Origin of the sequence: Acidovorax soli (genome assembly GCF_014207955.1) — a bacterium.
In the GTDB taxonomy this organism is placed as follows: Bacteria; Pseudomonadota; Gammaproteobacteria; order Burkholderiales; family Burkholderiaceae_C; genus Acidovorax; species Acidovorax soli_A.
On sequence record NZ_JACHLK010000002.1, the window covers coordinates 122,612 to 143,713 of the forward strand.

The window sequence follows — 21,102 nt, forward strand, 5'->3', positions numbered from 1 at the left end:
AACCACCACGAGGAAAAACCATGGAACATACCCTTCCCCCGCTGCCTTACGCCATCGATGCCCTGGCTCCCCACTACAGCAAGGAAACGCTGGAATTCCACCACGGCAAGCACCACAACGCCTATGTGGTGAACCTCAACAACCTGCAAAAGGGCACCGAGTTCGAATCGATGTCCCTGGAAGAGATCGTCAAGAAGTCCAGCGGCGGCATCTACAACAATGCGGCCCAGATCTGGAACCACACCTTCTTCTGGAACTGCATGGCCCCCGCCGGCGGCGGCGAGCCATCGGGCGCGCTGGCCACGGCCATCAACGCCAAGTGGGGCAGCTACGCCGCCTTCAAGGAAGCCTTCGTGAAGAGCGCCGTGGGCAACTTCGGTTCGGGCTGGACCTGGCTGGTCAAGAAGGCCGATGGCAGCGTCGACATCGTGAACACCGGCGCTGCCGGCACGCCCCTGACCACGGCCGACAAGGCCCTGCTGACGGTGGACGTGTGGGAACACGCCTACTACATCGACTACCGCAACCTGCGTCCCAAGTTCGTCGAAACCTTCCTGGACAAGCTGGTCAACTGGAAGTTCGCCGAAGCCAACTTCGCCTGATTGCCGCAGACGGCAGTCCATCCGCCCCGATGGGCGGAAACGAAAAAACGGCCCAAGGGCCGTTTTTTTCATGGGCGCAGGGAGCTCACTTCTTCGAGAAGGGGGCGCCGCCCAGCTTGAAGCCGGCCTTGATGCCCTTCTTGGCGAACCAGCCCTGGTTCATTTCCAGCACGAAGCGCACCGGCTTCTTGGAGCAGTGCGAATCGAGCGTCTGGGGCTTCATGTCCTCCAGATTGACGATGGTGCCGTCGTCAGCGACGAAGGCCGCCGTCAGCGGCAGCAGGGTGTTCTTCATCCAGAAGCACTGCTCGCTGGGCTGCTCGAAGACGAACAACATGCCTTCGTGCTGGGGCATCTCGGGCCGGTTCATCAGGCCGATCTGGCGCTCCACCGGGGCCACGGCCACCTGGGCATCGATGCGGTGCATGCCCGCCGTGAGTTCCACACGCTGCAGGTTCAGCTGGGGGCCCTCCTGGGCCTGGCTGGCAGGTGCCAGGGCTGCGAGCGATGCGGCCAGCAGAACGGCCAGCAGGCCATGGCGGCGCAGGAATGGGGTGGGGGCGGCAAGGCGGAGGCTGGGCATGGAAGAAGCTCGGTCGATGGGAGGAACGGGCGCCAGAAACAAAATCGCCCGCGACTGCGGGCGATTTTGAAGCAAACCGGAAGGGAGGGGGTCAGAGATCCGCACAAACCCCCGGCCGCATCAGGCGGCAGCCTTCTTGGCGTGCTTCTTGGTCTTCTTCTGGGCCATTTTCTTGGACTGCTTGTGGGCAGGGGCCTTGGCCGCAGGAGCGGGTGCAGCCGCAGGAGCGGCGGCGGGCGCTGGAGCAGCAGCGGGGGCGGCTGGAGCCTGTGCGAAGGACGCACCGGCCGAGAACAGACCAGCCATCAGGACAGCGAGGAGTTTTTTCATATGTGCCATTTCCTAGACGAACTATCGGGTTGAGGGCCTCGCAAAATATTCACGAGGCTCCACCTGCAACGATAGCAGCCCGCGCGCGGTTGACAGGGGTTTTCGGCATTTTTTTGTCTATAGAATCTTTGCGATCAGGGGGCACTTGCCCCGTCTGCACAATTGTGTTTCAGATATCCAACGGAGACCCCCGTCCATGACCAGCTACCAGCACATCCAGGTGCCTGCCCAAGGCCAGAAAATCACCGTCAATGCCGATATGTCGTTGAACGTGCCGGACGAGCCCATCATCCCCTTCATCGAAGGCGATGGCACGGGCCTCGACATCACGCCCGTCATGATCAAGGTGGTGGATGCGGCCGTGGCCAAGGCCTATGGCGGCAAGAAGAAGATCCACTGGATGGAGGTCTACGCGGGCGAGAAGTCCACCAAGGTCTACGGCCCCGATGTGTGGCTGCCCGACGAGACGCTGGCCGTGCTGCGTGAGTACGTGGTGTCCATCAAGGGCCCGCTGACCACGCCCGTGGGCGGCGGCATCCGCTCGCTCAACGTGGCCCTGCGCCAGGAACTCGACCTGTACGTCTGCCTGCGCCCCGTGCAGTACTTCAAGGGCGTGCCCTCGCCCCTGAAGGAGCCCGAGAAGACCAACATGGTGATCTTCCGCGAGAACTCCGAAGACATCTACGCGGGTATCGAGTTCGAGGCCGAGTCGGACAAGGCCAAGAAGCTCATCAAGTTCCTGCTCGACGAGATGGGTGTGAAGAAGATCCGCTTCCCCAACACCTCGGGCCTGGGCGTCAAGCCGGTTTCGCGCGAGGGCACGGAGCGCCTGGTGCGCAAGGCCATCCAGTACGCCATCGACAACGACAAGCCCAGCGTGACCATCGTGCACAAGGGCAACATCATGAAGTTCACCGAAGGTGGCTTCCGCGACTGGGCCTATGCCCTGGCGCAAAAGGAATTCGGCGCCCAGCCGATCGACGGCGGCCCCTGGTGCAAGTTCAAGAACCCCAAGACGGGCCGGGAGATCACCATCAAGGACAGCATCGCCGATGCCTTCCTGCAGCAGATCCTGCTGCGCCCTGCCGAGTATTCGGTGGTGGCCACGCTCAACCTCAACGGCGACTACATTTCCGACGCACTGGCCGCCCAGGTGGGTGGCATCGGCATCGCGCCCGGCGCCAACATGTCCGACTCGGTGGCCTGCTTCGAGGCCACCCACGGCACGGCCCCCAAGTACGCCGGCAAGGACTACGTGAACCCTGGCTCCGAGATCCTCTCGGCCGAGATGATGCTGCGCCACATGGGCTGGGTCGAGGCCGCCAACCTGATCATCAGCTCGCTCGAGAAGTCGATCGCCTCCAAGAAGGTCACCTATGACTTCGCGCGCCTGATGGATGGCGCCACCCAGGTGAGCTGCTCGGGCTTCGGGCAGGTCATGATCGACAACATGTGAGGCGAAGCGGCGCGTTGCCGGCCCTGTGCCTTGCCGTGGCGGGCATGTGGGTCGGGCCGGCTGCTGCACGGGTGGCCGAGGCCGGGGCGGGCCCACCCTCGGGGTTAGAGTTCGTCGCGGTCACCGACGAAGACATCGCCCATTTCGGTGATTTTCCGTTTTCCCGGGCCATTTCGGCCACGGTGATTCACCGTCTGGCGCAGGCGGGGGCCAGGTCCATCGTCTACAAATTCTTTGTGGACGAACCGAGGGATGCCGATGCGCAATTGGCGACCGCGTTGGCTCGAATTCCCAGCTTTCTGCAGATCGATCTTGCCGATGTGGTGGAGGGGCCCGATGGCTTGATGCATGGCTCGGCCGTCGGCCCCAACAGCCGCCTCGCCCCTGCAGCGGCCGGTTTCGGCTTCGTGCACCAGCGTGCAGCCGGTGCAGAGGAATCCATCGAGGTCCAGGCGCAAGTCAACGGGCGCACAGTCCAGAGCCTGAGCCTGCTGGCTGCGCAGGAGTTGGTGCGAGCGAAAGCGGTGATCACGCCCTCGGAGCTCCGGCTGGGTCCCCGCCGGTTCGTGCTCGATGGCAAAGGGCAGGCCCGCTGCTTCCATGCGCAGCAGCCGGTGCCTGAGGGGCATTCGTTTCGCTCCGTGGTCGATGGGTCGCGCCGCTTTCTGGCACGTTTCCGGGACAAGGTGGTGGTTATAGGCCACATGGCGTCGAACACGCCCCGCCTGGCCGTCGGCCAGGGGCGGGAGCTTCCTGTCCATGCGATCTTTCTGCAGCAGGTGGCCTGCCTGGCGGCCAGCCCCTGAGCTGCTGCATCGGTATGGCATGATTTTCATCCCGGCCTTCGGCCCACGATGGGACCTACCGCATCCATGGACGGCGCCAGCACCCCCATTTCCATCCCCGCCATGGCAGATCCTGCCGCTGCGTTCGCGGCTGCGCTGAGCGAGCACCTCGCTGGGCGCCTGCCCGAGGCCGAATCCCGGTACCGCGGCATCCTGGCGGCGGCACCCGGCCAACCTTCAGCCACCCACTTCCTCGGCGTGCTGCTGCACCAGCGGGGCCGCAGCGAAGAAGGCATTGCCCTGGTCCGTGATTCGCTGGCCGCATCGCCCGGCGAGGCCGACTGGCACAACACCCTGGGCAACATGCTCGCGGCCACGGGGCAGGGTGCCGAGGCCATCGTGGCCTTCATGGCTGCACTGGAGCTGGATGCGCGCCATGCACAGGCCTGGAACAACCTGGGGGCGTTGCTGCTGCGGCACCAGCAGACGGACCAGGCCATCACGGCTTTCGAGAACGCCGTGGCCATCGATCCCGCCTTCGAGGACGCGTTGTACAACCTGGGCGATGCCCAGGCCCAACGGGGCGACAACTCGGGGGCTGCGCGCAGCCGCTGCGCGGCCTATGTGCTGCGTCCCGTGGCTGACAAGCCACGCCGCATGCTGGGTGTGGCCTACAGTGTGCTCGGGCGCTTCGAGGATGCGGCGCGCATGTACGAGGAATGGCTGGCGCAGGAGCCCGGCAACCCGGAAGCCAGCCACCTGCTGGCGGCTGCGCGCGGCAGCAGCGGGGACGGCGGTGCACCCGAGCGCGCATCCGACGCCTACCTGGCCGCCTACTTCGACGGCCTGGCGGAGACCTTCGAGCACAAACTCGTGGACATGCTGCACTACGGTGTGCCGCCCCTGATCGGCAAGGTGCTGCGCGGTTTGGGCACGGCCCCGCGCAGCCTGCGCATCCTCGATGCGGGCTGCGGCACCGGCTTGTGCGGGCTGGAAGTGGCGCCCTTCGCCAGCCGGCTGGTCGGTGTGGATCTCTCGGCCCGCTCGCTCGCGGTGGCAGCGGACAAGGGGGTCTACAGCAGCCTGCACGAACAGGAAGTCGTGGCCTGCATGGAGCAGGGCCCGGCCGGCAGCTTCGATCTCGTGGTCGCGGCCGACACCCTGGTCTACTTTGGCGATACCGGTGGTTTCTTCGCCGCCGCCGCACATGCGCTGGCGCCGGGCGGCTTGCTGATCGCGTCTTTCGAGGAACTCCTGGCCGAGGGGCCGGGCGGCCACGCCATTGCCCCTTCGGGCCGCTACAGCCACCGCCGCAGCCATGTGCGTGAGCGCCTGGCCTCGGCCGGGTTCGGGGCGCCCGACTTCACCGACGTCGACGTACGCGACGAACTCGCCACGCCCGTGAAGGGCTTTCTGGCGGTGGCTCGGCGCGGGGGCGCAGCGTTCAACCCTGCCGGCGCTTGAGCTCGCCCGGCAGGATGCCGAAGGCCTTGCGGAAAGCCGCGCCGAAATGGCTCATGTTGGTGTAGCCCAGCCGGCTGCCGGCCTCGCTGGCGCTGTGGCGGCCTGACTCGATGAGCTGCCAGGCCGCGCGCATGCGCTCCTGCTGGTGCAGTGCATGCACGGGCAGGCCGAACAGGCGCTTGAAGTCCTTCTTGAGGGCAAAGCTGTTCATGCCGCTCTCGCGCGCCAGGTGCTCGATGCTGGGGGGATCGGCCAGGTCGGCCAGCAGCAGCTCGCGCGCGCGGTGCAGGCGTTCGCGCTGCACGCGCGTGATCAGGGGCGCCGCGGATTCGGCGCGCCCGGCCGCGATCAGGTGGGCCAGCAGCTCCAGGCTCTTGGCCTCGCGCAGCAGCGGGCTGGCCGACGGGTTGAGCAGGGTGGCATCGAGCTCGTGCGCGGCGCGCAGCACCTCGGCCGTGCCGGGCTGCACGCGCAGGAAGCCATCGCGCCTGAGGTCGCTGAAGAAGATCTCGCCCTGTTCGCCACCCAGCACCGGCAACTGCCCAGGCGGCAGCAGCAGGCCCACGTGGTGGGCCTGGCCGCGGAAGTCGGATTTCCATGGTGTGCCCGGCAGGTAGCCGGCCACGGTATCGCGTCCGGCCACGCGGAACTTCCAGCCATCGGATTCCACGGCCAGGCCATCGCGCAGCCAGACCGACAGGTGCAGCCGCTCGGCCGAGTCGCAGACGGTGATGCTCACCGGGTCGGCGTACTCGCTGTGGCTGGAGAACGCGGCCAGGCCATAGCCCGTCATGTGCGCGCCGCTGCGCTGCGGCCCGGCGGGCCACAGATCCGTGCGCTGCGAAAGGTCGGAGGGCAGGTAGCCCGCCACGTCGACGACGGTGCTCGCATCGTGCATCCCAACACCCCCTCTCTCAAAAACTCCCGCTGCGGGTAGATGCACTTCCTTGCGGGGTAGAAGATGCAAATGAGAATTACTAGCATCAAAGTATATCTACGAAACGACCTCTGTCCATGCTTCACAACCGCCCAACGCCGTCCCGTCTTTCCCCCCTGTGCCTGTGCCTCGCACTGGCTGCCGCCCAGGGCGCCTGGGCGCAGTCCGCGCCGGAGTCCGGGCCTTCCGCTGCCGCCATGCCTTCGGTGGTGGTCACCGCCACCAAGCAGGGCCGCACCGTCTTCGACACGCCCGGCAGCGTGGATGTCATCGACGGCGAGGCCGTGAACGCCCAGGGCCTGCAGTCGCTGACCGACGTGGCGCAGCAGCTGCCCAACGTCTACTTCTCCGACTTCACGGGCAGTGCGCCTACCATCACCATCCGCGGCCTGGGTTTCTCGGACGATGAGTCCGACAGCCACAGCACCTCGCTGCTGGTCGATGGCGTGCCCGTGCCGGGCGCCATGCTGGGCGCACTGTTCGACCTGGAGCACATCGAAGTGCTGCGCGGCCCGCAGAGCACGCTGTACGGCCAGAACAGCATGGGCGGCCTGGTAGCGATGCGCACGCGCGACCCGGGCGCGGTCTTCGGCGGCAGCGCGCAGCTCGACTTCGGCACGGCCAACCGGCGCAAGCTTGGCTTGGCGGCCGACCTGCCGATGTCCAGCGATACCGGCTTTCGCCTGGCGCTGGGCGGCGAGGAGGGCGATGGCTACGTGAAGAACACCGCCCTGGGCCGTGACGACACCACAGGCTGGAGCAGCCGCTACGCACGCCTCAAGTTCCTGCACCGCGATGGCGCGGGCGGCACCTGGCGCCTGGGCCTGCACCATGCCGAGCGCAAGGGCGGCAACGACTTCTTCGCCCCGCTGGCGCTGGCCGCCGACCTGCGCTCCAACGCCAGCGAGGCCGGCCGCAACGACACCGATTTCACGTTGTTCACGGGCGAGTACCAGCGCCGCCTGGCTGGGGGCTCGCAACTGGCCGTGACGTTGGGCGGCAGCACCGGCACCTGGGCCAGCTGGATGCCGTCCTCGCTGTTTGGCGGGCCCTCGGGCTTCGACGCCAAGAACCGCCAGTTCAGCGGCGAGGCGCGGCTCTCGGGCGAGACAGCGCCGGCCAGCGCGGGCGGCTTTGATTGGCTCGCGGGGGTCTATGCCTCCAGCCTCAAGAAATCCTCGCCCTACCTGTTCGAGGTGCCTGGGTACATGCGCAGCGCCACCACGGCCGAGATCGAAGGCCAGACGGCTGCCGTGTTCGGTGAACTGGGCTGGCGCCTGGCCCCGCGCTGGCGCCTGGCGGGTGCGCTGCGCTACGAGGCCGACCGCCGCCACATGGACTGGACCAGCGCGCAAAGCGGCTTTTTCGACAGCAATGGCGATGGCAAGCCCGACACGCCCTACAACACCAACGACACGGTGAGCCGCTTGAAGACACGCGACAAGGTGCTGCTGCCGCGCCTGACGCTGGAGCACCGGCCCGATGGGCACCAGTTTGCCTGGCTCACGCTGGCGCGTGGCTACAAGGCCTCGGGCTTCAACCAGTACGCCTACAACCCCGTGTCGGCCGGCACACCCTTCGCCCCCGAGTATGGCAACTATGCCGAGATCGGCTACCGCGTGCGCGGCGAGCGCAATGCCTGGGACCTGGGCGCCACGGCCTTCTACACTCGCCTGCGCGACCAGCAGGTGGTCGTCATCGGGGCCAACGGGCAGAGCATGGTGAGCAACGCGGGCCGCTCGCACAACCAGGGCATCGAGCTCACGGGTGCGGTGCGGCCGGCAGCGGGGCTGGAGGTCAGCGGCTTTGCGGGCTATGTGCGTGCCGTGTACGACGAGTACGTCAACGGCGGTGTGGACTATGCGGGCCGGCAGTTCCCGAACGCGCCGCGCAGCAGCTATGGCCTGGCCGTGAACTGGAAGCCTGCGGCCGGCTGGGAGGCGGGTGTCTCGGTACGGCGCATGGGCAGCTCGGCCCTGTACCCTTCGAGCGCCGTGCAGAACCCGGCCTACACCCTGGTCGATGCCCAGCTGTCCTACCGCCTGCAGCGCTGGACCTTCGGCCTCTACGGCAAGAACCTGGGCGATGCGCGCTATTCCACACGCGCACTCGATGCCCGCACCGTGGTGGCGGGGGCTCCGCGCACCGTGGGCGTGCGCGTGGGGGTGGACTTCTGATGGCGGCCGTTCTGGACACCGCCATGGCAGCCCAGGCGCAAACGTCGCGCCGGGCCGAATACACCGCGCTGGCCTTGATGTACGTGGCCCAGGGCCTGCCCGCCGGCCTGGCCTTCAACGCGCTGGGTGTGCTGATCCGCGAGGGCGGCCACGGCGTGGGCGACGTGGGGCTTGCGGGCCTGGCCTTTCTGCCCTGGGCGCTCAAGTTCTTGTGGGCCGGGCCGGTGGACAACGCCTGCGCACGCTGGGGTTATGCGCCGGTGGTGGGTGTCACGCAGGGTCTGGCCGTGCTGGCCTGCCTGGCGCTGGTGCCGTTCTCGCCGGCCGGCCAGCTCACACTGGCGCTGGCCGGCGTGGTGCTGCTCAACACCCTCTGCGCCACGCAGGACATCGCCACCAATGCCTATGCCGTATCGCGCATGCAAGGCAGGGCGGCCGGTGCGGCCAATGCCATCCAGGTCGCGGGGTTCATCGCCGGCATGCTGGCGGGCGGCGGTGGGTTGCTCATCGTGTACGAGCATGTCGGCTGGGCAGGGGCCATGCTGGGCATGGCGGCGCTGATGTGCCTGCTGTACCTGCCCTTGCTGCTGGGGCAGCGCTGGCGCGCCGCACCGCCCCAGGCGCGGCCCGCAACGCGTGTGCGCCTGCGTGACCTGCGCGAGCACACCGACCTGGGTTGGGCCCTGGCCGTGGCGCTGCTGTTCAAGTTTGCCAGCACGGCCGCCGGCACGCTGGCCCAGCCCTGGCTGGTGGACCGGGGCCTGCCCGTGGCGCAGATCGGCGGCCTGCAGATGGGCACGCTGGTGGCCACGGCGCTGGGCGGTGTATTCATCGGCGTGCCCCTGGTGCGCTCGCTGGGCAACCGGCGTGCCCTGCTGGTGGGCTGCGCGCTGTCGACCCTGGCGCTGGGTGTGCCCTGGGCGCTGAACGCCGGTGGCGCGCAGCACCCGCTGGCGCTGTACTCCGCCGCGTTCGCGCTGCAGGCCCTGTGCGACGGCGCCATGTACGTGGCGCTGTGGGCGCTGGTGATGAACTGGGCTTCGCCTGCGCGCCCCGGTACGGACTACACGGTCATGCAGTGCAGCGAAAGCCTGGCCAATGCCGTGGCTGCGGGCGCCATCGGTGGGCTGGGGCAGCGCTGGGGCTATGGCAATGCCTTTGCGTTCGCCTGGCTGGCGGGGGCCGTGGTGCTGGTGCTGATTGCGCTGGCCCTGCCGCGCATGCATCTGGCGCATGAAGAAAAGGAGGGCCGCCCATGAGCTCCGCACCGCACAAGCCGCTGGGCTTTGCCGGCCTGATCGGCATGGCGCCCTGGGCGCTGCTGGGCGCCTCGCTGCTGGCCATCGCCTCGGCCGCACTGTCGCTGGCGCCGTTCTATGTGCTGTACCGCATGGCGCTGGCGATCTTTGCGCCGGTGCCGGACACGGAGGCCATCCGCCACCTGGCCCTGCTGGCGGTGGCTGCCATCGCACTGCGCTGGCTGATGATGGCGGCCAGCCATGCGCTCGCGCACCTGGGCGCATTCTCGGTGCTGTTCCAGCTGCGCCTGCGGCTGGCGCGGCAACTGGCGCGGGTGCCCATGGATTTCTTCGCACGCCACGGCAGCGGCAGCCTGCGCAAGACGGTGGTCGACGACACCGGCGCCATGGAGGGCTTTCTGGCCCATATGCTGCCCGACGTGGTGGCCAGCCTCACCGTGCCCCTGGCGGCGCTGGCGCTGATGGCGGCCATGGACTGGCGCCTCACGCTGGCCGCGCTGGCTCCCTTGCCGGTGGCGGTGCTGCTGCAGGCGGTGCTGCTGCGCGATTCGGGCGAGCGCATGCGCGAATGGCATGGGCTGCAGGCCGGCATCGCCACGCAGATCGTGGAGTTCCTGCGCGGCATGCCCGTGGTCAAGGTCTTCGGCCTGTCCGCGCAGTCCTTCGGCCGGCTGGACGATGCCATCCAGGGCGCCGTGCGCTGGGTGGACCGCTACTCTGCGGGGTCTGCAGGCGGCTGGGCCATGTTCATGGCGCTGCTGTCGGCCAACCTGGTGGTGGTGGCACCGCTGGGTGCCTGGCTGCATGCCCGCGGACAGGTGGATGCCGCCACGCTGGTGCTGTTTCTGCTGGTTGCGCCGCTGGTGCTGCAGCCCCTGCTGCGGCTGACCTTTGCCTTTGGCGAGCAGGCACGACGTGCCGAGGCGCTGCGGCGCATCGGTGAGGTATTGGCGGCCCCGGTGCTGCGGGATGTGCCGGGTGCGCAGGCCCCGGCGCTGGCGGTGCCGCACGGCATTGCATTTGACAACGTCGAGTTTGCCTACGGCGATGGGGTTGGCGAGGCCCAGGCCCTGCAGGGCATCAGCTTCGAGGCCCCGGCGGGCCGCGTCACGGCACTGGTCGGCCCGTCGGGCGCGGGCAAGAGCACGGTGGCCCGGCTGCTGCCACGCCTGCACGAGGTGAGCGGCGGTGCAGTGCGCGTGGCCGGGCGGGATGTGCGCCAGTGGCCGCAGGCGGCACTGCTCTCGCGCATGGCCATCGTGTTCCAGGAAGTGCACCTGTTCCACGGCACCGTGCGCGACAACCTGCGCATGGCGCGCCCGGGGGCGAGCGATGAAGAGCTGGTGGCCGCCGCCACCACAGCCCGTGCGCACGACTTCATTGTGCGCCTGCCGCAGGGCTATGACACACCCATCGGCGAGCGCGGCGCGCGCCTGTCGGGCGGCGAGCGCCAGCGCCTGTCCATCGCCCGGGCGCTGCTCAAGGATGCGCCCATTGTGCTGCTCGACGAAGCCATGGCCCATGCCGATGCCGAGAACGAGCTGCTGATCCAGCAGGCGCTGGACGTGGCCTGCCAGGGGCGTACGGTGCTGGTCATCGCGCACCGGCTGCACACCGTGCGCCAGGCGGCGCACATCGTGGTGCTGGACCAGGGCCGCATTGCCGGCCAGGGCCGGCACGAGGAGCTGCTGGCCGGCTGCGCGCTGTACCGCCAGCTGTGGCGGGACCATGAGGACGCACGCGACTGGACATTGGGTTCGGAACTCGGAGGCGCGCCATGATCCGCACCCTGGTACTGGCCGGCCATGAACTGGCCGGCTACACCGACAAACGGCTGCGCCGCGGCCTGCGCTGGTCGGTGGCCGAGTCGCTGTTCGCCGCCGTGCCCTTCGGCATCGTCGCATGGCTGTTGCTCGATGTGTTGCGCGGCACTGGCTCCGTGCAGCGTGCCGGGGGGGCTGCGCTGGTTCTGCTGGCCTGCCTGGTGGTGCGCATCGCCTGCGCGCGCCGGGCCATGCCCACCATCTTCTCGGGCGCCTACGCGATGATGGGCCAGGCGCGCCTGCGCGTGGCCGACCACCTGCGCCGCCTGCCCCTGGGCTGGCTGGCCGGCCGGCGCAGCGGCAGCCTGGCCGCCACTTTGGCGGCCGACATGCAACTCGTGGAGGACATCTGGGCCCACTTTCTGGGCGTGTTCTTCGGCGGGCTCCTGGTGCCGGCCTTCCTGTCGGTGCTGCTGCTGTGGCTGGACTGGCGGCTGGGCCTGGCTGTGCTGGCCACACTGCCCCTGGCGTTTGGCCTGCTGGTGGTGGGCCAGCGCGTGCTGATCGCCCAGGCCGGCAAGCTGCAGGCAGCCAACGCCCACGGCCAGGCCGAGGTGCTGGACTATGTGCAGGGCATTGCCGTGGTGCGTGCCTTCGAGCCCGCAGGGGAGGGCGGCGCCACCTTCCAACGCCTTGCGACGGCGCTGGCCGCCATGCGCCGCCAGGCCCTGGCCATCGAGCTGTGGCCCACGCCGCTGGTTGCGCTGTTCGGCTGTGCGGTGGAGTCGGGCTTTGCGCTGGCCGTGTGGCTGGGCGCACAGCGCCTGGGCAGCACGCTCAGCGGCGAGATGCTGCTGGTGTTTGCCGTGCTCTCGCTGCCGGTGTACCGCCAGTTGTTCGAGGTGGGGCTGTCGTTCTTGCTGCTGCGCTATGCGCAGGAGGCGATGCAGCGCATCCGCGACCTGCTGGCCGAGCCCGCGCTGCCCGAGCCCGCCGAGCCGCAGGCACCGCAAGGCCATGCCATTGAACTGGCGGATGTGCGCTTTGGCTATGGCGGGGGAGAGGGGGAGCCCGTGCTGCACGGCATCAGCGCCCATATCCCCGAGCGCAGTCTCACGGCGGTGGTCGGGCGCTCGGGCTCGGGCAAGACCACCTTGCTGCACCTGGTGGCGCGGCTGTGGGACGTGGATGCCGGCGCCGTGCGCATCGGCGGGGTGGACGTGCGTGCCATGGGATCCGAGCTGCTGCACCGCCAGGTGGCCATGGCCTTCCAGGACGTGGTGCTGTTCTCGGGCACGGTGCGCGAGAACCTGGCCATCGGCAGGCCCGGCGCCACGCATGAAGAGATTGTGGCGGCAGCGCGCCTGGCCGAGGCGCACGGCTTCATCGAACGCTTGCCCGAGGGCTACGACACGCCGCTGGGGGAGGGCGGAGCCCGGTTGTCGGGCGGTGAGCGCCAGCGCATCTCGATTGCGCGCGCCCTGCTCAAGGACGCGCCCATCGTGCTGCTCGATGAGGCCACGGCCAGCGTGGACCCCTCGAACGCGGCGCAGATCCAGCGTGCGCTTTCGACCCTGGTGCGCGACCGCACCGTGGTCGTCATCGCCCACCGGCTGCGCAGCGTGGTGCATGCGGACCAGATCCTGGTGCTGGACGGCGGCCGGCTGGTGGAGCAGGGCCGCCATGCCGAGCTGCTGGCGCGTGGCGGGGTGTATGCCACGCTATGGCAGTGTCAGCAGCAGACCCGGCAATGGCAAATCGGCGCCGCAGCGCCATAGGCTTATTCGGCGCTGGCGGTGCCCAGCGTAGCCAGTGCCTCGGCGTCCAGTGTGAGCTGGCTGGCCTTCACCAGGTCCTGCAGCTGTGCCAGCGAGGTGGCGCTGGCGATGGGGGCGGTGATGCCCGGCTGCACGATCTGCCAGGCCACCGCCACCTGGCCGGGCGTGGCGTTCAGGCGCGCGGCCACGGTGTCCAGCGCGGCCAGGATGCGCAGGCCGCGCGCATTGAGGTACTTGGCCGTGGTGTTCTTGCCGCGCGCGCTCTTGGCGGCGTCGGCCTCGGTGCGGTACTTGCCGGTGAGAAAGCCCGCGGCCAACGCATAGAAGTTGATCACGCCCACGCCCTGGTCCACGCACAGCGGCTGCAGTTCCTTCTCGAACACGGCGCGGTCGTACAGGTTGAACAGGGGCTGCAGGCTTTCGTAGCGCACCAGGCCCAGGCGCTCGCTGGTCGCCAGGGCCTCACCCAGGCGCGCCGCCGTGAAGTTGGAGGCGCCAATGGCACGCACCTTGCCGGCCTTGACCAGGTCGTCGTAGGCACCCAGGGTGTCGGCCAGCGGCACGCTGGCATCGTCGTCGTGCGACTGGTAGAGATCGATGTGGTCGGTCTGCAGGCGCTTGAGCGAGGCCTCCACCGCCTGGCGGATGTATTCGGGGCGCAGGCCCACCTTGCCGTCACCCATGTCCTTGCCGACCTTGGTGGCCAGCACGATCTGGTTGCGCTTGCCCGACTTGGCCAGCCAGCGGCCGATCACGGCTTCGGATTCGCCGCCCGCGTGGCCCGGCACCCAGCGCGAGTACACGTCGGCCGTGTCGATGAAATTGAAGCCCGCATCCAGCCAGGCATCGAGCAGCGAAAACGAGGTGGCCTCATCGGCCGTCCAGCCGAAGACATTGCCGCCAAAGCACAGGGGAGAAACTTGCAGGCCCGAGCGGCCCAGGGGACGGAGGTTCATGGAGCAGGATTCCTTGGTGGAGAAAGGTTCACAGGCATTGTTGCTGCTTTTGGCAAGTGCTGCTGGCGCAGGGCTCTGCGCTGCCAGCAGGCCTGTGCGTGATCTTGTTCACGGCTGGGGCGCCTGCGGCGCTGCCGGCCTATGGACTTCAGGGCGGTGCCAAAGAGACACTTCGCCCAGCCGCAAGGAACCCGTGACTTGCAGGCCTTGGTGGGTACCCACGGGGATATCTGGCAAGCCCGGATCTGCAGAGCTCCTGGTCTACGCCTTCACCGGAGAAACCATGATGCGATCAACTACCAGGTGCGCAGTGACCTTGGCCCTCGGCGCCATGCTCGCGGCCACGGCGCAGGCCGAACCGACCGTGCGCCCATCCAGCCGCGACGCGGCGCGGCAATGGCTCGAAAGCTCCTTCCCCTCCCTTTTTCCTGCCGGCGCCGGGCAGGACGGAATGGCCGGGCCCTATGCCTACCGGTTCTACGCCTCGGTGGGCAATGCCTTTGCCTTCAGCGAGGGCCGGTTTCTGGTGGCCAGCCAAAGCCAGACCGCAGGGCAGATCGTGGACCTGACGGCCGCCCTGTGCCAGCTCAATGCGGCGCTGTGCGAGAACACCTCCGTGCCCCCGCCCGGCACGGGCACCGGGGCCGCGTCGGACTGCTTCAACCCCGCGCTGCTGCAACAGGGCACGACCTACCGCTGGGACTGGCAGTCAGCCGATGGCGCCGTGCAGTTCAGCACCGAAGGCCGCATCAACCCCCCTGCCAGCTTTGCCGGGCAGTCCGGGCTGATCGAGACCGAGCGCACGGTGCTGGTGAGCAAGGCGGGCGCCACCACGTTCAATGCCCGGGTGTGGGAATACGACACGCTGGAGAGCACCCCCCAGGGCCCGGTGCTGCTGCGCTATGGCAGCACCGCGCGCGTGGAGGCACCGGTGGCGGGCATGCGGACCACCATGGTGCTCAGCCCGGCCAACCGCGTGCGCGACTTTGCGCTGGCGCTCAACGAGAGCTACACGATCAATGAGGTGCGCCAGACCACCATGGAGCTCCCGGGCCTGCCGACCCAGACCAGCACGACCCGCGAATCACAGACCATCACCTACCGCGGCCAGGAAAGCGTGACCGTGCCCGCCGGCACCTACATGGCCTGCAAGTTCGAGTGGACCAATGGCACGCGCGTGTCGGCGGGGTGGACGGCCAAGGGCGCGGGCCTGCCCCTGGTGATCACGGGCGACGATGGTGCGGGCAACCCGGTCACGCTGTACATCAAGTCCAGCTCGCACATCAACGGTCACCCCATATAGCCGAGTGCGCCCAGCAGGGCGCCGGCACCCAGCATCCACAGCAGGTGCAGGCGCGTCTTCCACACCAGCAGCATGGTCACCACGGTGGTCAGCCACAGCGGCCAGGCGGTGGCCAGGCCGCCATGGGCCTGGGCCAGCACCCAGGTGGTGGCCAGCAGCAGGCCGATGACCACCGGCACCATGCCCTGCTTGAAGGCGCGCACGCCGCGCCGCTCGCGGTTGCGGTGGCCCCAGCGCGTGGCCAGCCAGGTCAGCAGGCTGCTGGGCAGCATCACGCCCACCATGCACAAGGCCATGCCCAGGGCGCCCAGGGCCCAGCCCAGCGGGCCAGCCCCGCCGGCATTGAGCCCCACGTTCCAGCCCAGCAGGGCGATGAAGAGCACATTGGGCCCGGGGGCCGCCTGTGCGATGGCGATGGATGCGTTGAACTGCGGGTCGGCCAGCCAGGCGTTCTTTTCCACCAGAAAGCGGTGCATGTCGGGCGCGGTGGCAATGGCGCCGCCCACGGCCAGCAGCGACAGCGACATGTAGTACAGGAAGAGCTGCAACCAGTCGGCCCAGCCCAGGTGGATGCTGGCGCCCGTCATGGCGCGAGCTTTCGCCAGGTGAGCAGGCAGGCTGTTCCGCCCAGCAGGGGCAGGGTCCAGACCAGCGGCCAGCGCAGCACGGCCATGGCCACCACGGTAAGCACCGTGATCACCGAACAAACGGCCGGGCCGAGCGGGTGGGTGCGCAGCGTGGCCGAGAGCTTGAGCCCGGTACCCGCAATCAGCCCGGCGGCCACCGCGCCCATGCCGCGCAGCGCACCGGCCACTGCCGGGTGGCTGGCGAACTGGGCGTAGACCACGGCCAGCGTCAGCACCAGCATGAGCGGAAACAGCAGCATGCCGGCCAGCGCCGCCAGCGCGCCACGCCAGCCGAAGTAGCGGTCGCCGATGGTGATGGAGAGGTTCACCACATTGGGGCCGGGCATGATCTGCGCCACCGCCCATTCCTCGACGAATTCCTCGTTCGTCATCCAGCGCTTGCGCTCCACCAGTTCGCGCTGCACCACGGCCAGCACCCCGCCAAAGCCTTGCAGCGCCAGCCAGGTGAAGGACCAGAACAGGTCGGTGCAGTTGCGCGGGGCCGGGCGGGGCTCTGCCGGAGTGGAGGGGCTGGGGGAAGGCGGGACCATGGATGCAGGGCAGGGAAGACAAAGACCGGGCGCAAGCGGATGTGCCCCTGCGATGGTAAACGCCCGCCGGTGGGTATGCTGGCGTCCTCCCGTTTCCCTTGAACCATTTCCCATATGAAACTCATCCGTTACGGCCAGGCTGGTGCCGAGCGTCCCGGCCTGCTCGACGCCCAGGGCGTGCTGCGCGACCTGTCCATGCTGCTGCCCGAGCTGGGGCCGGCCCAGCTCAACCCGCGCACGCTGGCGGCCCTGGCCGCCATCGACGCCACCCGCCTGCCCGCCGTGGAAGGCACGCCGCGCCTGGGTTGCCCCGTGGGCGGCGTGGGCAAGATCGTCTGCGTGGGCCTGAACTACGCCGACCATGCGGCCGAGGCCGGCATGCAGGCGCCGGCCGAGCCGGTGCTGTTCATGAAGGCTGTCACCTCGCTCAACGGCCCGAACGACGAGGTGCGCATACCGCCTGGATCACAGAAAACCGACTGGGAGGTGGAGCTGGGCCTGGTCATCGGCACGCGCGCCAGCCATGTCAGCGAAGATGCTGCACCGCAGCATGTGGCCGGCTATGTGCTGGCCAACGATGTGTCGGAGCGTGCTTACCAGATCGAGCGCGGCGGCCAGTGGGTCAAGGGCAAGAGCTACGACACCTTTGCCCCCATCGGCCCCTGGCTGGTGACCGCGGACGAGGTGGCCGACCCGCATGCGCTGGACCTGTGGCTCGAAGTCAACGGCCAGCGCGTGCAGAACGGCAACACGCGCAACTTCATTTTCGGCTTGCCCAAGGTGATCTCGTACATCAGCCAGTTCATGACGCTGGAGCCTGGCGACATTGTGCTCACCGGCACCCCCGCCGGCGTGGGCCTGGGCCAGAAGCCCGCGCCCTGGTTCCTCAAGCCCGGCGATGTGGTGCGCCTGGGCGCCTCGGGGCTGGGCGAGCAGCGCCAGGTCTTCGTGGGCGGCTGAATGGCCCTGCCCGGGGAGTAGGGTGGGCACAACGCGCCGGGCCAATGTGCTTGCGGCGCGCAAAGCGGGGCGTGGATACTCTCGGCTGTGCCGTCTGCCCCTTCCCACCCTTCCTCGTCGGTCCTCACCCGGTTGCGCCAGCGCTTTGGCCGCAGCGCGCTGTATGCCGTGCTGTGCCTCATGCTCTGCGCGCTGGCGCTGTTCGAGGTGACCACCTGGCACAAGCTCGATGCCCTCGACAACCGGGTGGGAGACGCCTTGCTGCGCTGGCATGCGGACAGCCGCAAGCCGCCAGACGACATTGTGGTCGTCGACATTGACCAGGTCTCCTTGGTCAACCCCCAGATGCTCGATGTGGCTGGCAAATGGGTGTGGCCACGGGTCATCCATGCAGAAATGATTTCTGCGCTCGTCGCGCAGCAGCCGCGTGCCATCGTGCTCGACCTGATCCTGACCCAGCCGGACCGGTTCCGTCCCGAGAACGACGTGGAATTGGCCAAGGCGCTGGCCTTCGAGCATGCCTTCATTCCCATGGTGCTGGAAGAAAATACCGAACAGAAGGCCCCGCTGAAGATGGCGCCGCCAGCCATGGGCATACGCCCGCTGGAAAATGCCAGTCCTGATGCGGCCTATGGCATTGAAGGTCCTCTGTCGTTGCCGCCAGAGGTCTGGCGTACCGGTTACATCAACTTCATCAAGGACCGGGACGGAATCGGCCGCCGGACCGAGGTGGGCCGAGAGTCCGAGGGCTGGTGGATTCCGCACATCATTGGTCGGGTTGCCGATGCACTGCAACTACCCCAGCCCAAAAGACCCGGCTTTCGGCTGAACTGGTACGGCTCGGATTTCACGCGGATCTCCTACGCCGATGCCTACCTGGCCACCCAATCGGGTGATCGCAAGCTGCCTTTTGACGCGCGCGGCAAGATCATCGTGATCGGTGCCACGGCCAGCGGCATCCTGGACTTCGTGCCTACGCCCATGGATGCCACCACGCCGGGCCCTTTCGTGCTGGCGACCGGGCTGGCCAATCTGCAAAACAACGAGTGGTTGCGCGAGGCGCCGCCCTGGGCCAATCCGACCCTGGTGCTGGTCCTCATTTTCGGCCTGGCGCTGGCCTTCGTGGTGCGTGTATCACCCACTTGGGTGGTGACGGGCTACGGGCTGCTCGCTGCGGCTGCCATTGGGGGCAGTGTTGCGGCGTTGCAGGAGGCCAATGTGTACTGGATGCCGGTGTCCTCCCTGGTGCTGGGGGCTGTGGCACTGCTCGCTTTTGGGCTGCTCTCGTCGCGCCTGGAGATGGGGCAGCGGCGCCATGTGCAGGCCATGTTCTCGCGCTTCGTGGATCCGCGCATCGTGCAAGATCTGTCAGAAACTGTGGCCGAGGCCGAGGTGTCCGCGAGCCGCGAGATCACGCTGCTGTTCTCCGACATCCGGGGCTTTACCAGCCTGTCGGAGCACCGCAAGCCCGAGGAGATCGTGAACATCCTCAACCGCTACTTCGAGATGCAGGTGGAGGTGATCTTTCGCCACCAGGGCACGCTCGACAAGTTCATCGGCGACGCCATCATGGCCTTCTGGGGGGCGCCCATCGCCCAGCCCAACCATGCGGTGCTGGCCGTGGAGGCGGCGCTGGGCATGGCCGATGCGCTGCAGCGCTTTGCCGACGACATGGCGCGCGAGGACCCGACGGCCAAGTTCGACATCGGCATCGGTGTGCATACCGGCTCGGCCGTGGTGGGATTCCTGGGCACGGCGCGCCGGCTGGACTACACCGCAATCGGCGATGCCGTCAATCTGTGCAGCCGCATCGAAGGGTGCACGAAAGGGATTGCCCGGGTTTTGGTTTCCGAGTCGACAAGGGCACAATGTGGGGAAACATTTGTTTTCATTGACCGCGGCGATTTCGAGGTGAAAGGCCGCGACCAGGCGGTGCGACTTTTCGAGCCACAGCGCCGCCCGCCAATGGGGGAATCGGCACCCGCCGAAGCCCCGATTTCGACACAGAGAGGAGAAGGAAAGTGAACACATCATTCGTGGGCCTGTTGAAAGGCCTGCTCATTGCGCTGCTGCTGGGGCTGGGCCTTGGCGTGCATGCCCAGCAATTGGAAGTCACCACGCCCACCGAGCTGCGCGCCACGCCGGCATTGGACGGCAAGATCCTGGTCAAGCTGGCCAAGGGCAACAAGCTCGAACAGACCGCCGCACAAGAAGGCTGGGTCAAGGTCAAATTCGGCCGCACCGAAGGCTGGGTGCGCCTGACCCACGTGAAATCCCTGGAAGCTGCGGCACCGGCCGCGTCTGCGCCTGCCAGTTCGGGTACCAACCTGGCAGGCATGTTCTCTGCCCCCAGCCGGGGTGCGACGGCGACCACTGGGACCCGAGGCTTCACGAAGGAAGACCTTGCCAAGGCACAGCCTGCCCCAGCTGAAATGGCACAACTGGAGAAATACGCCATTAACCTGAATCAAGCAGAAACCTTTGCACGCAATGGCAAGGTCGTGGCTCAAAAGATTGATGCATACACCGGAGCAGAAAAATGAAAATCCAACGCTTCAAGTTTGCAGCACTGGCACTGTCTACTGTTGTGCTATTGACCGGTTGTGAAACCATGCCACAGGCTGGCGGTTCAGGAGGACTGAATGTTCTTTCCTCAGCGCTGGGTGGAGGTTCTGGTGGCGGTTCCCGTCTCGGTGGCGCATTGGATGTAATTCAAGGCGTCTCTACCGCCTTCAAGGATTACTCTGCTGAAGAACAGCGCGCCATGGGCCATGACTTCGCGTCTGTTCTGCTGGGCGCAGCGCCGCTGCTAAAAAATGATCCAGTGCAGCGTTATGTCAGCCAAGTCGGCTGGTGGGTTGCGGTTCAGGCCGAAAAGCCAAAGGACAAGGACGGTAAGGAGATCCAGTTCGCATGGCGCTTTGGCGTCACTGAATCCGAGGCGGTGAATGCTTACGCAACGCCTGGTGGCTTTGTCTTCATCACCGTCGGTCTCATGCGCCAACTCAAGTCTGAGGCGGAACTGGCTGGCGTACTGGGCCACGAAATTGCCCACGTGACCCGCGGTCACTACCTGTCTGCGTTGAAGAAGGGCGGTTTTGCGCAGGCTGCCGGAGGGGTGATTCAGGCCAGATCAGGCAATTCAATGGTGAGTTCTGCCGTTGTCGGATTGGCTAAAGACCTCTACAGCAAAGGCTTGGACCAGTCGGATGAGTTTGATGCTGACCGCCAAGGTGTTCTGTATGCGGCCCGCGCTGGCTACGCACCTATTGGTTTGCCCACGGTGCTAAACATGTATGCCGCCACAGGATCCAGTTCCAACACAGCTTATGAAATTCTGTTTTCGACTCACCCAGCGCCCAAAGATCGTCTGGAAAAGTTGCAGCCTTTCATGACCTCCAAGTTCTCAACCGTGGCAAGCGTTAGCAACGAAGCGCGCTACGAGTCTTTCAAACGCCAACTTCCCGCGAGACGGTAGTCACTTTGGCGCGTCTGTTCATTGGAGCGCCAATCCAGCAGTACTGAACTCTGGCTTGCTGCGCTTGAAAGAAACCCCTGCCGTGCATTGCACG

At 67.3% G+C, this 21,102-nt stretch carries 19 protein-coding genes; 13 read left to right on the top strand and 6 right to left on the bottom strand.

Going from position 1 to position 21,102, the window contains the following annotated elements; all coding sequences use genetic code 11:
* Nucleotides 1-20: 20 nt before the first annotated feature.
* A complete protein-coding gene (locus HNP48_RS05085; protein WP_184855805.1) occupies nt 21-602 on the top strand; it encodes a superoxide dismutase in 582 nt (193 codons plus the stop codon).
* Nucleotides 603-687: 85 nt separating this feature from the next.
* Here HNP48_RS05085 and HNP48_RS05090 read toward each other — a convergent pair whose 3' ends face one another.
* Both HNP48_RS05090 and HNP48_RS05095 read right to left on the bottom strand, forming a co-directional pair.
* On the bottom strand, nt 688-1,185 hold the full coding sequence (locus tag HNP48_RS05090; RefSeq protein WP_184855806.1) for a DUF192 domain-containing protein: 498 nt from the start codon (nt 1,183-1,185) through the stop codon (nt 688-690).
* Nucleotides 1,186-1,305: 120 nt separating this feature from the next.
* The gene (locus HNP48_RS05095) at nt 1,306-1,515 is read right to left on the bottom strand and encodes a hypothetical protein (protein WP_184855807.1); all 210 of its coding nucleotides are present in this window, start codon (nt 1,513-1,515) and stop codon (nt 1,306-1,308) included.
* Between the two features lie 196 nt (nt 1,516-1,711).
* On the opposite strand from HNP48_RS05095, the gene icd reads away from it, so the two are divergent.
* The 3 genes from icd (at nt 1,712) to HNP48_RS05110 (ending at nt 5,220) form a co-directional block, all read left to right on the top strand.
* Nucleotides 1,712-2,971 carry an NADP-dependent isocitrate dehydrogenase gene (gene icd, locus HNP48_RS05100; protein WP_184855808.1) on the top strand — a complete coding sequence of 420 codons (1,260 nt, stop codon included), beginning with the start codon at nt 1,712-1,714 and terminating at the stop codon, nt 2,969-2,971.
* Between the two features lie 44 nt (nt 2,972-3,015).
* A complete protein-coding gene (locus HNP48_RS05105; protein ID WP_260420146.1) occupies nt 3,016-3,777 on the top strand; it encodes a CHASE2 domain-containing protein in 762 nt (253 codons plus the stop codon).
* Nucleotides 3,778-3,879: 102 nt separating this feature from the next.
* Complete coding sequence (locus HNP48_RS05110; RefSeq protein ID WP_184855810.1) at nt 3,880-5,220, top strand: tetratricopeptide repeat protein; 1,341 nt, start codon at nt 3,880-3,882, stop codon at nt 5,218-5,220.
* On the opposite strand, the gene HNP48_RS05115 is transcribed toward HNP48_RS05110, so the two are convergent.
* The gene (locus HNP48_RS05115; RefSeq protein WP_184855811.1) at nt 5,201-6,118 is read right to left on the bottom strand and encodes an AraC family transcriptional regulator; all 918 of its coding nucleotides are present in this window, start codon (nt 6,116-6,118) and stop codon (nt 5,201-5,203) included. The two genes, HNP48_RS05110 and HNP48_RS05115, sit on opposite strands and share 20 nt — an antisense overlap.
* Before the next feature lie 116 nt (nt 6,119-6,234).
* Here HNP48_RS05115 and HNP48_RS05120 point away from each other — a divergent pair, with 116 nt between their 5' ends.
* Genes HNP48_RS05120 through HNP48_RS05135 form a run of 4 tightly spaced genes read left to right on the top strand, consistent with a single transcriptional unit; the run spans nt 6,235 to nt 13,134 of the window.
* Entirely contained in the window at nt 6,235-8,334 is a 2,100-nt protein-coding gene (locus tag HNP48_RS05120) for a TonB-dependent receptor (RefSeq protein WP_184855812.1), read from the top strand.
* Nucleotides 8,334-9,593 (top strand): MFS transporter, encoded by a 1,260-nt coding sequence (locus HNP48_RS05125; RefSeq protein WP_184855813.1) that lies wholly within the window; start codon nt 8,334-8,336, stop codon nt 9,591-9,593. The genes HNP48_RS05120 and HNP48_RS05125 overlap by 1 nt, the downstream gene beginning before the upstream one ends.
* The gene (locus tag HNP48_RS05130) at nt 9,590-11,374 is read left to right on the top strand and encodes an ABC transporter ATP-binding protein (RefSeq protein ID WP_260420096.1); all 1,785 of its coding nucleotides are present in this window, start codon (nt 9,590-9,592) and stop codon (nt 11,372-11,374) included. Before HNP48_RS05125 ends, HNP48_RS05130 begins: the two co-directional genes overlap by 4 nt.
* Nucleotides 11,371-13,134 carry an ABC transporter ATP-binding protein gene (locus tag HNP48_RS05135; RefSeq protein ID WP_184855814.1) on the top strand — a complete coding sequence of 588 codons (1,764 nt, stop codon included), beginning with the start codon at nt 11,371-11,373 and terminating at the stop codon, nt 13,132-13,134. Before HNP48_RS05130 ends, HNP48_RS05135 begins: the two co-directional genes overlap by 4 nt.
* 2 nt (nt 13,135-13,136) lie before the next feature.
* Here HNP48_RS05135 and HNP48_RS05140 read toward each other — a convergent pair whose 3' ends face one another.
* A complete protein-coding gene (locus HNP48_RS05140) occupies nt 13,137-14,090 on the bottom strand; it encodes an aldo/keto reductase (RefSeq protein ID WP_184855815.1) in 954 nt (317 codons plus the stop codon).
* 310 nt (nt 14,091-14,400) lie between these two features.
* Here HNP48_RS05140 and HNP48_RS05145 point away from each other — a divergent pair, with 310 nt between their 5' ends.
* Complete coding sequence (locus HNP48_RS05145; RefSeq protein WP_184855816.1) at nt 14,401-15,393, top strand: hypothetical protein; 993 nt, start codon at nt 14,401-14,403, stop codon at nt 15,391-15,393.
* Here HNP48_RS05145 and HNP48_RS05150 read toward each other — a convergent pair.
* Both HNP48_RS05150 and HNP48_RS05155 read right to left on the bottom strand, forming a co-directional pair.
* Nucleotides 15,381-15,980 (bottom strand): chromate transporter, encoded by a 600-nt coding sequence (locus tag HNP48_RS05150; protein WP_184855817.1) that lies wholly within the window; start codon nt 15,978-15,980, stop codon nt 15,381-15,383. The two genes, HNP48_RS05145 and HNP48_RS05150, sit on opposite strands and share 13 nt — an antisense overlap.
* On the bottom strand, nt 15,977-16,570 hold the full coding sequence (locus HNP48_RS05155; protein ID WP_184855818.1) for a chromate transporter: 594 nt from the start codon (nt 16,568-16,570) through the stop codon (nt 15,977-15,979). The genes HNP48_RS05150 and HNP48_RS05155 overlap by 4 nt, the downstream gene beginning before the upstream one ends.
* A 114-nt stretch (nt 16,571-16,684) precedes the next feature.
* Between HNP48_RS05155 and HNP48_RS05160 the strand changes: the two genes are divergently transcribed.
* The 4 genes from HNP48_RS05160 to HNP48_RS05175 all read left to right on the top strand — a co-directional run bounded on the left by HNP48_RS05160 (nt 16,685) and on the right by HNP48_RS05175 (nt 21,008).
* Entirely contained in the window at nt 16,685-17,530 is an 846-nt protein-coding gene (locus HNP48_RS05160; protein WP_184855819.1) for a fumarylacetoacetate hydrolase family protein, read from the top strand.
* A gap of 132 nt (nt 17,531-17,662) precedes the next feature.
* Nucleotides 17,663-19,555 (top strand): CHASE2 domain-containing protein, encoded by a 1,893-nt coding sequence (locus tag HNP48_RS05165; RefSeq protein ID WP_260420097.1) that lies wholly within the window; start codon nt 17,663-17,665, stop codon nt 19,553-19,555.
* Nucleotides 19,552-20,073 carry an SH3 domain-containing protein gene (locus tag HNP48_RS05170; RefSeq protein WP_184855820.1) on the top strand — a complete coding sequence of 174 codons (522 nt, stop codon included), beginning with the start codon at nt 19,552-19,554 and terminating at the stop codon, nt 20,071-20,073. Before HNP48_RS05165 ends, HNP48_RS05170 begins: the two co-directional genes overlap by 4 nt.
* On the top strand, nt 20,070-21,008 hold the full coding sequence (locus tag HNP48_RS05175) for a M48 family metalloprotease (protein ID WP_184855821.1): 939 nt from the start codon (nt 20,070-20,072) through the stop codon (nt 21,006-21,008). The genes HNP48_RS05170 and HNP48_RS05175 overlap by 4 nt, the downstream gene beginning before the upstream one ends.
* The last annotated feature ends 94 nt before the right edge of the window (nt 21,009-21,102 follow it).